This is a genomic window from uncultured Pontibacter sp. (assembly GCF_947495565.1).
In the GTDB taxonomy this organism is placed as follows: domain Bacteria; phylum Bacteroidota; class Bacteroidia; order Cytophagales; family Hymenobacteraceae; genus Pontibacter.
Map to the genome: position 1 here is coordinate 23,927 of NZ_CANLZM010000011.1, position 15,163 is coordinate 39,089.

11 protein-coding genes are annotated in these 15,163 nt (G+C 47.7%); 5 read left to right on the top strand and 6 right to left on the bottom strand.

Going from position 1 to position 15,163, the window contains the following annotated elements:
• Positions 1-20: 20 nt before the first annotated feature.
• Entirely contained in the window at positions 21-2,237 is a 2,217-nt protein-coding gene (gene purL / locus Q1B04_RS14050) for a phosphoribosylformylglycinamidine synthase subunit PurL (protein ID WP_299759810.1), read from the bottom strand.
• 266 nt (positions 2,238-2,503) lie between these two features.
• Here purL and Q1B04_RS14055 point away from each other — a divergent pair, with 266 nt between their 5' ends.
• From Q1B04_RS14055 to atpC, 3 genes are all read left to right on the top strand, one after another.
• A complete protein-coding gene (locus tag Q1B04_RS14055) occupies positions 2,504-2,728 on the top strand; it encodes a hypothetical protein (RefSeq protein WP_299759812.1) in 225 nt (74 codons plus the stop codon).
• A gap of 398 nt (positions 2,729-3,126) precedes the next feature.
• On the top strand, positions 3,127-4,638 hold the full coding sequence (gene atpD / locus Q1B04_RS14060) for a F0F1 ATP synthase subunit beta (RefSeq protein ID WP_299759814.1): 1,512 nt from the start codon (positions 3,127-3,129) through the stop codon (positions 4,636-4,638).
• Between the two features lie 88 nt (positions 4,639-4,726).
• Complete coding sequence (atpC, locus tag Q1B04_RS14065) at positions 4,727-4,972, top strand: ATP synthase F1 subunit epsilon (RefSeq protein ID WP_299759816.1); 246 nt, start codon at positions 4,727-4,729, stop codon at positions 4,970-4,972.
• A gap of 297 nt (positions 4,973-5,269) precedes the next feature.
• On the opposite strand, the gene Q1B04_RS14070 is transcribed toward atpC, so the two are convergent.
• Positions 5,270-7,597, bottom strand: a complete 2,328-nt coding sequence (locus Q1B04_RS14070) for an ABC transporter permease (RefSeq protein WP_299759818.1) — start codon at positions 7,595-7,597, stop codon at positions 5,270-5,272.
• 470 nt (positions 7,598-8,067) lie between these two features.
• Here Q1B04_RS14070 and Q1B04_RS14075 point away from each other — a divergent pair, with 470 nt between their 5' ends.
• Complete coding sequence (locus Q1B04_RS14075) at positions 8,068-9,198, top strand: aminotransferase class I/II-fold pyridoxal phosphate-dependent enzyme (protein WP_299759820.1); 1,131 nt, start codon at positions 8,068-8,070, stop codon at positions 9,196-9,198.
• Positions 9,199-9,424: 226 nt separating this feature from the next.
• On the opposite strand, the gene Q1B04_RS14080 is transcribed toward Q1B04_RS14075, so the two are convergent.
• A complete protein-coding gene (locus Q1B04_RS14080; protein WP_366524701.1) occupies positions 9,425-10,618 on the bottom strand; it encodes an aminotransferase class V-fold PLP-dependent enzyme in 1,194 nt (397 codons plus the stop codon).
• A 184-nt stretch (positions 10,619-10,802) separates the two neighbouring features.
• Between Q1B04_RS14080 and ispE the strand changes: the two genes are divergently transcribed.
• Complete coding sequence (ispE, locus tag Q1B04_RS14085) at positions 10,803-11,612, top strand: 4-(cytidine 5'-diphospho)-2-C-methyl-D-erythritol kinase (RefSeq protein WP_299759822.1); 810 nt, start codon at positions 10,803-10,805, stop codon at positions 11,610-11,612.
• On the opposite strand, the gene Q1B04_RS14090 is transcribed toward ispE, so the two are convergent.
• The 3 genes from Q1B04_RS14090 to tgt all read right to left on the bottom strand — a co-directional run bounded on the left by Q1B04_RS14090 (position 11,568) and on the right by tgt (position 14,805).
• A complete protein-coding gene (locus Q1B04_RS14090; RefSeq protein ID WP_299759824.1) occupies positions 11,568-12,512 on the bottom strand; it encodes a DMT family transporter in 945 nt (314 codons plus the stop codon). The genes ispE and Q1B04_RS14090 overlap by 45 nt on opposite strands.
• Positions 12,513-13,589 (bottom strand): LptF/LptG family permease, encoded by a 1,077-nt coding sequence (locus Q1B04_RS14095; protein ID WP_299759826.1) that lies wholly within the window; start codon positions 13,587-13,589, stop codon positions 12,513-12,515.
• 85 nt (positions 13,590-13,674) lie between these two features.
• Positions 13,675-14,805, bottom strand: a complete 1,131-nt coding sequence (gene tgt / locus Q1B04_RS14100) for a tRNA guanosine(34) transglycosylase Tgt (protein ID WP_299759828.1) — start codon at positions 14,803-14,805, stop codon at positions 13,675-13,677.
• Positions 14,806-15,163: the final 358 nt, after the last annotated feature.

Sequence of the window (15,163 nt, forward strand, 5' to 3'; positions counted from 1 at the left end):
TTCAAAATTTTTCTAAAATTTTAGTCTAAAATCTGCTCTAGCGCCGTGTCATAGTGTTTTTTCGCTACCGTAATACCACCAAAAAGATCTCCGTCTATGTGGCAGTCGTGGGCAGTTACTTTTCCTAATTTAGTGAAATTCACGCTTTTATTTTGCAGTGCCTGCTCAAATGCCGCCTCTTGCTCCGCCGAAACCGACACAACTACGCGGCTCTGGCTCTCCCCAAATAAAAATGCGTCTTTTCTGAAATTTTTATCTGTTTCGATGTCAAAGCCCAGTTCTTTCGGCATGGCAGACTCCAGCAGCGTAATGTATAAACCACCGTCAGCCACGTCGTGCGCCGAGTTGATAAGCTTCTGCTCGATTACCTCTTTCACGGCAGCATGCAGCTTCAGTTCCTCGTCCATGTTAAAGTATGGCGCAGGCGTCAGCTTAATTTTGTGGAAAGAGTAAACATACTCTGAAGAAGCGATGTCGTTCTGCGCATCACCCATCATGTATATCGTATCACCGGCGTTCTGGAAAGCCAGTGTCATTTTATTGTCTTTGTTCTCCAGGATGCCCAGCATACCGATGGTTGGGGTCGGGAATACAGGGCCCTCGTCTGAAGACTGGTTGTAGAAGCTCACGTTACCGCCTGTTACCGGCGTTCCGAAGGCCTCGCAGGCTTTACCCATACCTTTAATAGCGCCTACAAAGTGCCAGTATACTTCCGGTACATACGGGTTACCGAAGTTAAGGCAGTTTGTGACAGCCACTGGCTCAGCGCCGGAACATACTATATTACGTGCAGCCTCGGCCACGGCTATTGCCGTTCCTACTTCCGGGTCGGAGTATACGTAGCGGCTGTTGCAGTCCACGGTTACGGCAATAGACTTGTCGGTGCCTTTTACTTTAACTAAAGCCGCATCAGATGGTGCATTCGTGGTCATAGTAGCGGTGCCTACCATAGAGTCGTACTGGCGGTATACCCAACGCTTAGAGGCGATGTTAGGGTGCGTGGCCAGGAACTCGGCTACAGCCTGGTAATCCTGCGGCTCTTCTACCTGATCGATGCTGAATTTCTTAGACTCTGCAAAGTAAGCAGGCTCTTTATACTCTCTGTGGTACACCGGGGCGCCGCCACCGAGTACAAGGTCGTCGGCTGGTACTTCTGCCACCAGTTCATCGTTCTGGTAGTAGCGTAGCATGCCTCCTTCTGTTACCACGCCAATCTGCTCGCAGTAAAGGTCCCACTTGTCGCAAATATCCTTAATTGTTTGCTCGTAGCCTTTCTTCATCACGATCAGCATGCGCTCCTGGCTCTCTGACAGCAGAATCTCGAACGGCACCATGTTTCTCTGGCGGGTAGGTACTTTATCCAGCCAAATATCCATGCCGTGCTCGCCTTTGGCACTCATTTCAGAGGTAGAACATGTGATGCCCGCAGCGCCCATGTCCTGCATACCAATTACGTGGCCCGACTGAATGATCTCCAGCGTTGCTTCCAGCAGAAGTTTCTCCTGAAACGGATCGCCTACCTGCACCGACGGAAGGTCTTTAGCAGAGTCTTCGGTAATATCCTTAGATGCAAAGGCAGCACCGTGAATACCATCCTTGCCTGTGGCAGAGCCAACTATAAACACCGGATTGCCTACACCATAAGATGTGGCAGAAGCAGTTTCGCCTACTTTTACAATACCAGCCGAGAAGGCGTTAACCAGCGGGTTGATGTTGTAGCACTCGTCAAAAAACAGCTCGCCACCGACGGTAGGTATGCCAAAAGCATTGCCGTAATCGCCGATGCCTTTTACCACACCACGCAGCAGGCGCTGTGTTTTCTCAGATTTAGGGTTGCCAAAACGGAGCGAGTTAAGCTGCGCGATAGGGCGGGCACCCATCGTGAAAATATCTCTGTTGATACCACCCACGCCGGTAGCTGCGCCTTGATAAGGCTCAATGGCAGAAGGGTGGTTATGGGATTCTATTTTAAAGCTGCAGGCATAGCCGTCGCCAATGTCTACCAAACCGGCGTTCTCTTCGCCAGCTTTGGCCAGCATGCGCGGCGAGTCTTTTGGCAGCGTTTTAAGCCAGACGATGGAGTTCTTATAAGAGCAGTGCTCAGACCACATCACAGAGAAGATGCTCAGTTCTGTGAAGTTTGGCGTGCGCCCCAAGATCTGTTTGATGCGTTCAAATTCCTCTTCCAGAAGACCAAGCTTCTGGGCGGTTTCTACGGTAGTGAGTTGTTGTTCCACTGGTTGTATGGCTTATGTAACGGATAAACAAAAGTAGGAACTTAAAGTTAAAGAGTACAAGTATATGCAAAGGCTTTTTACCTGCCCCGGAAATCCGAGGCTATCAGAGCCATCTAGTTTTGGTATTAAAAAGCCTACTGGTTGCACCCTACTATGGTAATTAAAATATATACATTTTTCTGCAGATAAACTGTCACCCCTGCCGGATTTATGCGTAAAGAACTCCGCAACAGCTTATACTACATATTACTACTATGCCCCAGCTTATGACCACCATTAACCCAGACATGATCATCACGACCTGCGGACGAGAGTTAGACTTGAGTAACACAGAGTTAGTGATCGAGCGTGCTAACAGCCTGTTCAGCTATAACATTCATAAGCTGAAGACGGGAGAGTACATCATTGCCGAAAAGTTTTACGCCAACCCCTTTAACAATCGTTACATTTTGCTTAACGATGAGCAAATAGAGCTGCTGAAGAACCTTTAGCGGCTATACTTCAAAAGTGTAGCTACACCTGGTTACTAGTTGCTATTACTTAAATTAACAAGTTAAAACACCATGAGAGCAGCGCACCCACACGCTGCTTTTTCTATGTGCGGCTACCTGTGGCGGTGGCTTATTAAAGATACAGAAGTATTAATGTGCTGATAGTAAAGAAGAAATACGCTATCTTTGCCTTACCAGAACAACAGCAAGCAAAGGTGGTTTACCTGCAGTGAGCGCTTGCTGCCAGTTGTGCAAACTATATTTAGCTGTACTCTTGTATCTACACGAATCAGCAGGGCAAAACTTTTTAAACCCTTGCATGGATATAAGAGATTTATACATTAGTTTTGCACCCTGAAATAACTCCGTTATACTAGTTAATCAATATAAAAAGTCAAATGGCGAATATTGGCAGAATTACCCAGGTTATCGGTCCGGTGGTGGACGTTAGCTTTGCGGGTGAAAACTCTAAGCTACCAAATATTTTGGATGCCCTTCAGGTGACGAAAGACAACGGCCAGGTAGTAGTACTGGAAGTGCAGAATCACCTTGGCGAGGACCGCGTACGTACCATTGCGATGGACTCGACCGAAGGACTAACTCGTGGCGCTGAAGTAGTTGACCTGGGTGGCCCAATCAAAATGCCGACAGGCGAAGGCATTAAAGGTCGTCTTTTCAACGTGATCGGCGAAGCCATTGACGGTATTCCACAGCCTGTGAGCACAGGTGGTTTGCCTATTCACAGAGCTGCCCCGCGTTTCGAAGACCTTGCTACTTCTTCTGAAGTTCTTTATACAGGTATCAAAGTAATCGACCTGATCGAGCCTTACGCAAAGGGTGGTAAAATTGGTCTTTTCGGTGGTGCCGGTGTAGGTAAAACCGTACTTATCCAGGAGCTGATCAACAACATCGCGAAAGCGCACGGTGGTCTTTCTGTATTTGCCGGTGTAGGTGAGCGTACCCGTGAGGGTAACGACCTTCTTCGTGAAATGATCGAGGCTGGTATCGTTCGTTACGGCGATGCCTTCCTGGAGTCGCTGGAGCACGGCGGCTGGGATCTTTCTAAAGTAGATCAGGAAGAACTGAAGGAGTCTAAGGCTACCTTCGTGTTCGGACAGATGAACGAGCCTCCTGGGGCGCGTGCACGTGTGGCGCTTTCTGGCCTTACTATGGCGGAGTACTACCGCGACGGTGAGCCTGGCTCAAGCGACGCTGGCCGTGACATCCTGTTCTTCGTGGATAACATTTTCCGCTTTACGCAGGCGGGTTCAGAAGTGTCAGCACTTCTTGGCCGTATGCCATCTGCGGTAGGTTACCAGCCAACGCTGGCCACTGAAATGGGTGCCATGCAAGAGCGTATCACATCAACCAAGCGTGGTTCCATTACATCGGTACAGGCCGTTTACGTACCTGCGGATGACTTGACTGACCCGGCTCCGGCAACAACATTTGCCCACCTGGACGCAACTACTGTACTTTCCCGTAAAATCTCTGAGCTTGGTATCTACCCTGCGGTAGACCCTCTGGATTCTACATCACGTATCCTGACGCCGGACGTAGTAGGCGATGAGCACTACAACACAGCACAGCGCGTGAAAGAGATTCTGCAGCGTTACAAAGAACTTCAGGATATCATCGCCATCCTTGGTATGGACGAGCTTTCTGACGAAGATAAGCAGGTGGTACACAGAGCGCGCCGTGTGCAGCGTTTCCTGTCTCAGCCATTCCACGTAGCCGAGCAGTTTACAGGCCTGAAAGGTGTACTTGTTGATATCAAGGACACGATCAAAGGCTTCAACGAGATTATGGAAGGCAAGTATGACCACCTTCCGGAATCAGCCTTCAACCTGGTAGGAACCATTGAAGACGCTGTTGCCAAAGGTGAGAAAATGATGGCCGAAGCAAAATAGGTTAAACAAGTTCTGAGTTCTGAGCCCTGAATCTCGAGTTTTTCGGGGTAATTCAAGACTCAGAACTCGAGACTCAGAACTCATAGAAATGTATTTAGAGATAATCACACCTGACAAGAAGGTTTATGCCGGTGAGGTAGAGGCCGCTCAGTTCCCGGGAGCTAATGGCTCTTTTGAGGTACTGGACTCACATGCTCCGCTCATCAGCACCCTTGATAAAGGAAGCATCCGTATCACTACCAGTAAAGGGCAAGAGTTCTTTACCGTGGACGGTGGTGTGGTAGAAGTGCTCAACAATAAGATTATTGTATTGGCTGAGTCTGTAACAGCGTAACAGCCCGTAACAAAGTATAAATAAAGCAAGGCCTCCTGTTCTTCGTGAGCAGGAGGCCTTGCTTTATTTAGAAGCATACCCGTTTGTGTTTCTGCAGCAGTGCGCTTCCAAAGCCGCGCCCTGTACCACGAAACCTAACGTAAAACGAAGATAAAAAACTTATTTCTTACACCTCACCATTGCAGAAACATGTTGTCAGCAACCTGTAGTCGGTCAAAACATTGTCGTCATGGTGTCGCGGAATAGAGTTGATTGTCGCGCCACCGTTATAACCTGCCAATGGATGCTTTACCTTCTTTACTCTACTTTTAAAACTTTTACAGGTTCAATATGCGCCGCTCGAATGGTTTGGGATAGGACAGTCAGAAGCCCGACTATGGCAACCAAACCAAAGCCTATGCTTACATTTATAAAACTCAATTCAACAAGACTGCTGCCTAAATCTTGTCTAATTAATTCACCGCTAAACAAGCCAGCCGGAACACCAATAAGTCCGGCAATCAGGATAAGAATGCCAAAATTTCTGGTAACTGCCCACACCAATTCTTTGTTGCTTGCTCCCAATACTTTTCTTATACCCAATTCTTTAGTGCGTGTTTCTACGGAGTAACTGGCTATGCCTAAAATGCCCAAGCCAGCGATTATCATGACGATAAGGGCTAAGCCTCCAATAGAACCTAATCTATCTCCAATTTTTAAATAACCATCTTTTAAATTCTGAAGATTTGCTGTTTTTTCAGGAAAATGGTTTTCCCATATGGATTGAATAGCTTTGGTTGCTTCCAATTCTGTATTTGGATTTATTTTTATGGTCAAGGTGGCAATTTCATTTGGCAAATACCTATAGAGTAAAGGAGCTGTTTCGCCAATAATTTCATTGGGCATGATGCCAATGACTTGTACATAGGCAGAATCCAGCAGTAGCGTTTGCCCCACTAAAGTCTCCGATTTAGATTCCAATAATTTTGCGGCAGCTTCATTCACCAACACATATTGCTCCGTGCGCTGAGGCAAATTCGTAGGAAAATTTTGTCCAGATTTTAAGCTGATTCCTTCTGTTTCAATTGTTTTTGGATCAATACTTACGTAAAACATTTCCAAAATTTTATCATTTAATGTTACAGAAGATTTGCCCTTTATCATTGGTTTAAAGTACCAGTTAGTTGCCAAAGTTGTCTCTACCTGGCTTAACTGGCTTATTTCATTTTGCAGGTTTTCATATTTTTCACCACTTAAATCAAGTGTCAAAACATTAGGCGACACGGTTGAGTTAATGATTGCATGATTTTTTATTTCATAATCGGCTAATATGACAACCACTATCATCAGCATAATAGTCACTGAAAACTGTACGACAATTAAAACTTTGTAAACAGCAATACTCCGGAACAGCTTAATATTCTTCATTTTACGCAAAACCTGTATAGGCTGAAACGCTGACAATAGCCATGATGGAAGTGCTCCAGCGACTAAGCCTGTGATACCTGCGTAAGTCAACAAGCCTAAAATTAAGGTTGTGTCATAGGAAAATGCCATATCCATTTCGGGTATATAGTTCGTTAAAATTTCAACACATGGCATTGTAAACAACAAAGCAAACAGGGAAACAAGGGTCGATTCCATCAAAAATTGACTAATAATTTGCCTTCTTGTGGCGCCTATTGTCTTGCGAATGCCTACTTCTTTCGCTCGGGAGAAGGCACGCGCCAATGTCAAGCTGACATAGTTGAAAGCAGATAAAAGTGTTAAGGCTAGAATTAAAGACAGCTGTATTTTTATGCCCGTCCAATCGGTGCCCGCATTGCTGTCATTTTTAATGTCATTGTTTCGAGGAGTAATAGCCTCTATGGGTTGTGCCAAAAATTGGAGACTGCTCTTCTCCAGTTTCCGATTATATTTTTGGAGCGTTGAATTGAGCTGCGATAAATCACCTTCAGATTTTAAACGCGCGTAAATTGCTGCACTCTTGAAGTCTCCCCAGTTTTGTGCACTAGTACTCAGTGCTCCTTTTTTTTCAAGCACTTCGGCAGCATTCATAGAAAGCATGGCCTCAATGGGTAGATGTGTTTCTAAGGGTGGGTCCTGGATAATTCCCCCAACGGTATAAGCACCTAACTTTTCAAATTGAATTGTTTTCCCTAAAGCATTGGTGTTGCCAAATATCTTCTCTGCTGTTTTTTCAGTTAAAAAAAGGGTGGTGGGATTGAGGGTAAGGCTTTGTGCATTACCTGATACCAGTTTAAAGCCAAAAACATCAAAAAAAGAAGGCTCTGAAAATTTTATGTCAATAGGTACATCACCTCCGTCGGTTTGCAAGTTATGTTTTCCTGCCAGGCGTACTTTTACCGTTTTTTCAACAAAGGAGATACTCTCTATTTGAGTCTCCAATGGCAACGGAGCTGTTGCCCATTTGGTTTGTTCCACCTCATTTGTTTCCTGCGTGAGTATCCGTACTGTTTGGTTTAATTCTGGATGGAAATGGTCTGTATCGTAAGTGGCTTTTAGGCCTGTAAAAAGAACAACACCAACCGCCATACTCAGTGACAAGCTCAGTATATTGACTAATGAAAAAAGTTTGTTTTTCCAGAGTATCCGTAAAGCGATTTTTAGATTATTCTTTATCATGACTTAAAGTGTCGATTTTAAGGGAAAAGAAGCCAATACTGTGCAGGGGATTTTTCTCAATTTTATTGGCAAAGTTGGGGCCAAAATACAATTAGTTAATTGTCAGAATTTTAGACAATTGTTAATCAAACACTGTTCGATTTCAGACACTTGATTGTTCGATTTGATACACTCAAGTACAAAATATTTTACATCCAAATGAGACTGCGGCACTTACTTTTATCTCAGTGGGTGTTTGCCGTGGAGAAGCTTATAAGTAGGATTGTCAAACGTTTCCTTGTTGTCTGTGAACATTTGTCGGGTTACACGAAAGGGCATTGTTGCCAACTACCTCAAAAGCGTTAACATAGGCTTATCTGCACTATGCACGAAGTGGGTTGAGGCAATGAAATGAGAAAACCACCTTCCGCTATACCTTTACTATATAAGAATTCTCCTTAACTTAGAGTGCAGATTTATACTTCCTTAACATGCCAAACATCCACCCAAAAACTACCCCGCTTTACCAGACTTCTGTATTTACTTTCGACGACCTGAACGAGCTGGAGTTATACTTTGAGCAGCCAGGGCAAAGCTACATGTACACGCGCTACGGCAACCCCAATACCGATGAGCTGGCGCAGGAGGTGAATAAGCTGGAAAGCGGTGGAGGAGCGGTGGTAACGTCTTCGGGTATGTCGGCGATACTGGCGGCTGTGCTGGCTGTTTGCAAAGCCGGTGATCATGTGCTGTGTGCCGAGGATATCTATGGCGGCTCATCCACGTTGCTGGCGCAGGAACTGACGCGAGTGGGCATAGAGGTGACTTTTGTTCCGACGGCTCATATTTATACTTTAGAGAACTATGTGCAGCCAAACACGCGCTTGCTGCTGGCTGAAACCATGAGCAACCCGCTGCTGCAGGTGCTGGATATTACGCGGCTAGCCCAGGAAACGCAGCAACAAAGTATAAAACTGGTTATCGACAACACCTTTGCCACGCCTGTAATTACCAAACCACTTGCCTTGGGTGCAGACATGGTGATACATAGCGTAACCAAGTACCTTTCCGGCCACAGCGATGTAACGGCGGGTGTGGTAGTTTGTAAAGGTCAGGAAGACCTGCAGCGGGTACAGCGGGTGATGATGGTGTACGGCTTAAACCTTAGCCCTTTTGAAGCTTGGTTGGCAGCGCGTGGCCTGAAAACACTGCGCCTGCGCATGAAGCAGCACAGCAACAACGCGCTGGATATAGCCAGATACCTGCAGCAGCACCCGAAGGTGGAAAAAGTATGGTACCCAGGCCTGGAGGAGCACCCGCAGCACGAACTTGCAAAGCAGCAGGGGCAGGGGCTGTTTGGCGGTATGCTCAGCTTCAGGATTAAAGATGATACGGAGGCTGTAAACCGGTTTATGCAGGCGCTGCCAAGTATACCTTTCGCACCGTCGTTGGCCGGAGTAAACACTTCTATTTCATACCCGCTGGGTACCTCGCACCGTGCCCTTTCGCCCGATCAGCAACAGAACATGGGAATAACGGTGGGCGTAATCCGTTTCTCGGTAGGTATAGAAGAGCCGGAGGAGCTAATTGCAGAGCTGGAAACAGCTTTGGCCGCGGTGTAGGTTGCAGCTATTAGGGTATGTGCTGTCGCGAGATTTTGACGTGTAATAAGGCACGTTTTCAGCTTGCATAAGTATATAACTTAGGTTACTACCGGTTAAAGCAAACTGAAAGCTTAGAGCAAGTAAACCATGAGTTGAAAACTTGCGGTAGGATATCGGCAATATGGCAGTTTTATACTTAGGAGCTGATTAGAACTGTTGGGGAATATGTAAAAAGAGCCGCTTGCTATACTACTTCCAGCAATCGCTTTAGGTGCTTCACTACTTTTTCCTGTTCCTCGTCTGTCATACTGCTGCTGCTGGGCAGGCAGAGGCCGCGCTCAAAAAGCTTTCCGCTAAGGTTATTGCCTACGTATGGGTGGTGCTGAAACAAGGGTTGCAGGTGCATCGGCTTCCAGAGGGCACGAACTTCGATGTTTTCTTCTTCCAATGCCAGCCGAATGCTTTCCGGAGTGTGCGGGGCGGGAAGCAGAACTGTGGTGAGCCAGCGGTTAGAAAAGCAGGCTTTCGGCTCTGCCATAAACTCCAGCCCTTCTATATGCTCCAGCTGCTGTTTATAGTATGTAAAAATCTCCCGTCGCTGTTTCACCCGCTTCTCCAGCACCTCCATCTGGCCCCGGCCAATGCCTGCGCTCACATTACTCATGCGGTAGTTATAGCCCATCTGAGAATGCTCGTAATAAGGTGCCGGGTCTTTCGCTTGCGTAGACAGAAAACGCGCCTGCTCCACCACCTGCTCATCTTCTGATATAAGCGCACCGCCCCCTGAGGTGGTAATGATTTTATTCCCGTTGAATGAAAAAGCTCCCACTTGCCCAAATGTACCTACCTGATGGCCGCCGTAACGGGAGCCAAGCGCCTCGGCAGCGTCTTCTATCACCGGAATACCGAACTCCTGCGCAATGTGCATGATCTCCTTCATTTTAGCGGGCATACCATACAGGTGCACCAGCATAATGGCAGCGGGGCGTTTGCCGAGGCGCAGCCGGTCAGCAATGGCTTCGTGCAGGGCCTCCGGGCTCATGTTCCACGTATCAGGCTCGCTCTCCACAAAAACGGGTTGTGCGCCTAAGTATAAAATGGGGTTAGCCGTAGCCACAAAGGTAAAGGTGGAGCAAAGCACTTCATCGCCGGGCTTTACGCCTACCACCTGAAGCGCCAGGTGCAGAGCAGCTGTGCCAGAGCTTAGAGCAACGGCGTGGCGGGCGTTTGTATGCTGGCAAATGTCGTGCTCAAAACCTGCCAAATTAGGGCCGGCAGTAGTTACCCAATTATCCTCTATTGCTTTTGAAACATAGTTTTTTTCATGCCCGCCCATGTGCGGCACCGAGAGGAAGATACGTCCTGGCCTGTAAATCATATTCATGTGAGTGAGGTGTGGCTTCTGTGGCCGCAGAGCCACTAAGTCAGATGCTATCATACGGCACTTCCGCCAGTTAGGCTGGCTCCTGCAGGCATGGGTGCTGTACTACTGTCCTTTAATATACTGTTTTTCTGTTGAGTATAATAGTGTGGCTGCCTACATTTTTAAGAAAGCTGTGTGCCTCAGCCGCATTTTCAGCGTAAATTTATAGCTTGCAACCTTTAAACAGCACTTTCAGACGATGCTCGATTACCCAAACGCAAAGATAAACCTGGGCCTGTACATTACGGAGAAGCGCCCGGACGGATTTCATAACCTGCAGTCCTGCTTTTACCCGGTGCGCTGGTGCGATGCGTTGGAGATTCTGCCTGCTCAGGAAGAGCAATTTACCATAACAGGCCTGCCAGTGCCGGGCAATCCGGACACGAACCTGTGCCTGAAAGCATACAAACTGCTGCAGCAGGATCATGATTTGCCACCTGTGCACCTGCACCTGCACAAGGTAATACCGATGGGTGCTGGCCTTGGCGGTGGCTCCTCAAATGCGGCTTTCACGCTGCGTATACTTAACCAGTTGTTCGAGCTGAGCCTGAGCCCTGAGGCGCTGGAGAATTATGCCCGGCAGTTAGGTTCCGATTGCGCTTTTTTTGTGCAGAACAAGCCTGTAATTGCCACAGAGCGAGGCGATGTGTTTACGCCTGTAGATTTAAACCTGGCCGGTTACACGTGCGTGGTGGTCTATCCGGGCATTCATATCACCACAGCCGAGGCCTACGGAAGTATAAAACCTGAAAAACCCGCCTGCGACATGCAGATGCTCCTGAAGCAGGATCTGAAAATATGGCGTGACGTGCTGAAGAACGACTTTGAGGCAGCGCTGTTTCCGAAGTACCCAGAGCTGCCGCAGGTAAAGGAAAAACTATACGAGGCCGGAGCCGCCTATGCCTCTATGACGGGCTCTGGCTCTGCCGTATATGGCCTTTTTAAAGGCGATGCCCCTGAAAATTTAGTCTTTCCCGGCCACTATGCTATCTGGAAAGGGCTGCTGTAGCCTTTTCTTACGGCGCTTATCGAACATCTCCAGAACAGGGTAAATAAACACGCTGAGCAAAATAACCATGGCGCCAATATAAAACCCCTGCGACATCTGCTCTCCCTCATTAAAGATAAACCAAGCCAGGATAATACCATACACTGGCTCCAGGTTTACAGTTAAGTTTACAGTATAGGCAGATATGCGCTGCATCAGGCGCACAGAAGCAGTATAGGCGTACACGGTGCAAGCCAGCGCCAGGATGAGCAGGTATACCCAATCCATTGTGGTAAGCCCGAAGTTAAGGCTGCCGCTTTCTACAAAGTATGCGGTGTAAAGCGGGAAGAACAGCACAGTGCCCAGGCAGGCTCCAGCCATTTCATACATGGTGATGGTGGTAGAGGATACCTTCTTTACCAGGTTCGCGTTGATGATCGTGAAGATGGAGCCGAGCAACGCCGCACCAATGGCCATACTGATGCCTAACACACTGTCGAAGCTGGTTTCGTGCTGGAAAATGATGTAAAGCCCCATAATAACTAGCAGGGCCAGGAAAATCTCGTGAGGCTTAATTTTACCTTTGTTGAAGAGCGGCTCCAGAAAGGCAGTCCAAAGGCTGCAGGTGGCTAGCCCCACCAAACTTATGGAAACGGACGCCACACGAGCCGCCGCGAAAAAAAGAATCCAGTGACCCGCGATGATAACGCCAACAGCCATAAGCTGAAGTGCCAGTTTGCGCCCCATCCAAAGTGGCATGCCGCGTCGGAAAATAATGGCACCCAAAGCCAGCGCAGTAATAAGCGTACGCAGCGCTACCAGCTCCACGGCAGGTATGGTGATCAGCTTGCCAAGTATGGCCGTAAAGCCCCACAAGAAAATCACGAAGTGAAGCTCAATAAAATCTTTAAAACGTGGCATTTAGCGCGGAATATAGCGGTACAACAAAAAGCCTATACCTGTAAATACGAACGTCGGAATCCAGGCGGCAATCTGCGGTGCAATATCGCCAACCTGCGCCAGACTTCGGCTCGTGATCACGAAAATAATAAAGATGAAAGCCAGCAGGAACCCGAGCGCGATCTGAAAACCTACACCGCCCCGTGCCTTGCGCGCACTCACAATCACACCGATCACGGTAAGTATAATAATGGCAAAAGGATAACTGAAACGCTCATACTTCTCTATCAGGTAAATTTCTATGTCGTCTGCGCCGCGCGATATTTTCTCGTTGATGTAGTCGTTGAGCTGGGTTAACGTAAGTGTCTGCTCCAGCTTGTAAGTGCTCTCAAAGTCTTTAGGCAAAAGGTTGAGCGTAGTATCCAGGTTAGCGCCTTTGTATATGGTCTCCTTCTCGCCATCGAACGTGCGCAGGGTATACTGGTTTATGTGCCACTTCTTCTTCTCGGCGTTCCAGGAGATGCTGCTGGCGCTGAGTTTGCTGTTAAGGTTGGTATCGCTGATAGTCTCCATGGCGAAGTTGTAGCCGATGTGAGCGGAGTTGTTGTAGCTCTCCATGTACACATAAGTTTCCGGGCCGATTTTGATATGGATGTTCCGGCTATCGTAGGTAAAAGGGCTTTTGATATACTTTACCTGAAAGGCCACGCTCTCCTTGTTTGCGTTCGGGATCACCCAGCCAATCAGCACAAAAATAGTTGCCCCGATAATGCTGGCCCCGATCAGGTAAGGTACCAGAAAGCGCCGGAAGCTGATGCCGCTGCTCAGTATGGCCACAATTTCGGTATGCGAGGCCAGCTTGGCCGTAACAAATACCGTAGCGATAAACACCGTAATTGGGCTGAGCATGTTCGCATAAAACGGAATCAGGTTGAGGTAGTAGTCAAACAGGATCTCGCTTATGCTGGGGTTGGTTTTAATAAAGTCGTCATTCTTCTCCGTGAAATCGATCACCAGAATAACAGCCACCATAATCAGCACCGTGAACACATAAGTGGTCAGGAACTTCTTGAGTATGTACTTATCGAGGAGCTTCAACTTGAGTTATAAAGTTAGAAGGTTAAAAAGTTAGAAAGTTAGAGCGTTAGAAAGAACAACTTTCTAACGCTCTAACTTTCTAACTCTACAAACGTGTCATTAATTTCTTTACCATCACATCTTTCCAGTCGCGGAAAGTTCCGTTCAGGATATGCTGGCGGGCCTGCTTTACCAGCCACAGGAAAAATGTAAGGTTGTGTACGCTGGCTATCTGCCCTGCCAGGTATTCGCCGCTGTGGATGAGGTGGCGCAGGTAAGCTTTCGTATAAAACGTGCTTGCGTAGCCACCCAACTCCGCGTCTATCGGGCTAAAGTCATCTGACCATTTTTTGTTTCTGATGTTGATGATGCCTTGTGTGGTAAACAGCATGCCGTTACGGGCATTGCGGGTTGGTAGCACACAATCAAACATATCTACGCCTAAGGCAATGTTTTCCAGGATATTAGCCGGTGTGCCGACACCCATGAGGTACCGCGGTTTGTCTTTTGGTAGTATGTCGCAAACAACCTCTGTCATTTCATACATCATCTCGGCCGGCTCGCCCACAGATAAGCCACCGATGGCATTGCCTTCGCGGCCAAAGCTTGCAATGGTCTCCGCCGACTGTATGCGCAGGTCTTTGTAAGTGCTGCCTTGCACAATCGGGAAGAGCGTCTGGTTGTAGCCATACTTTGGCTCTGTGCTGTCGAAGCGGTTAACGCAGCGCTGCAGCCAGCGGTGCGTGCGCTCCATCGAATGCTTGGCGTAGGTATGGTCGCAAGGGTAGGGAGTACATTCATCAAAAGCCATGATGATATCGGCCCCGATGGTGCGCTGCGTATCCATGACGTTTTCCGGAGTAAAATCAAGCGTGGAGCCGTCTATATGCGATTTAAACTTAACGCCCTCTTCCTTGATCTTGCGCGTGCCGGCCAGCGAAAAAACCTGGTAGCCGCCGCTGTCGGTAAGTATGGGGCGGTCCCAGCCGTTAAATTTATGCAAGCCACCTGCCTGCTCCAGTACATCCAGGCCGGGGCGCAGGTACAAATGGTAGGTGTTGCCAAGTATGATTTGGGCTTTTATGTCTTCTTTAAGTTCGCGCTGGTGCACGGCCTTTACGGTGCCGGCGGTGCCCACGGGCATAAAAATAGGTGTTTCGATGACTCCGTGGTCGGTTTGCACCACACCGGCGCGTGCTTTGGATTGAGCGTCTGTAGCTACTAAGTTAAACTGCATGGTTGTATGGTTGCCGGCGCATTGTCTTACAAAAACAACACCAAAACCCGGCCCGCCCGCAAAGGCTTCTATTTCTTTTAGTTCTAAAAATTTAATTAACCGGCAAAGATACGAAGTACGCCTGCACAAACCATAGTTAACTGCAGGGGTAAAGTTAAAATTCATACTTTGCAGTGCAATTTGTCTTAGATGCTACTCATGATAGCTTCTTTAATTCATGATAGCTTCTTTATAAGAAGCGATGAACATTATCATACTTTAATAACTGCACATGCTTCGTAAATGGCTACACTTTGCCTAATTTTGAGAGGGGAGCCGGGGTTAGCCCGCGCAGGCTTCCGGCATCTTAGCTCATGAG

Excerpts from the sequence above, each read along its gene's own strand:
- Q1B04_RS14055 (WP_299759812.1), top strand. The coding sequence starts at position 2,504 with ATGACCACCATTAACCCAGACATGATCATCACGACCTGCGGACGAGAG.
- atpD (WP_299759814.1), top strand. The coding sequence starts at position 3,127 with ATGGCGAATATTGGCAGAATTACCCAGGTTATCGGTCCGGTGGTGGAC.
- atpC (WP_299759816.1), top strand. The coding sequence starts at position 4,727 with ATGTATTTAGAGATAATCACACCTGACAAGAAGGTTTATGCCGGTGAG.
- Q1B04_RS14070 (WP_299759818.1), bottom strand. The coding sequence starts at position 7,597 with ATGATAAAGAATAATCTAAAAATCGCTTTACGGATACTCTGGAAAAAC.
- Q1B04_RS14075 (WP_299759820.1), top strand. The coding sequence starts at position 8,068 with ATGCCAAACATCCACCCAAAAACTACCCCGCTTTACCAGACTTCTGTA.
- Q1B04_RS14080 (WP_366524701.1), bottom strand. The coding sequence starts at position 10,618 with ATGATAGCATCTGACTTAGTGGCTCTGCGGCCACAGAAGCCACACCTC.
- ispE (WP_299759822.1), top strand. The coding sequence starts at position 10,803 with ATGCTCGATTACCCAAACGCAAAGATAAACCTGGGCCTGTACATTACG.
- Q1B04_RS14090 (WP_299759824.1), bottom strand. The coding sequence starts at position 12,512 with ATGCCACGTTTTAAAGATTTTATTGAGCTTCACTTCGTGATTTTCTTG.
- tgt (WP_299759828.1), bottom strand. The coding sequence starts at position 14,805 with ATGCAGTTTAACTTAGTAGCTACAGACGCTCAATCCAAAGCACGCGCC.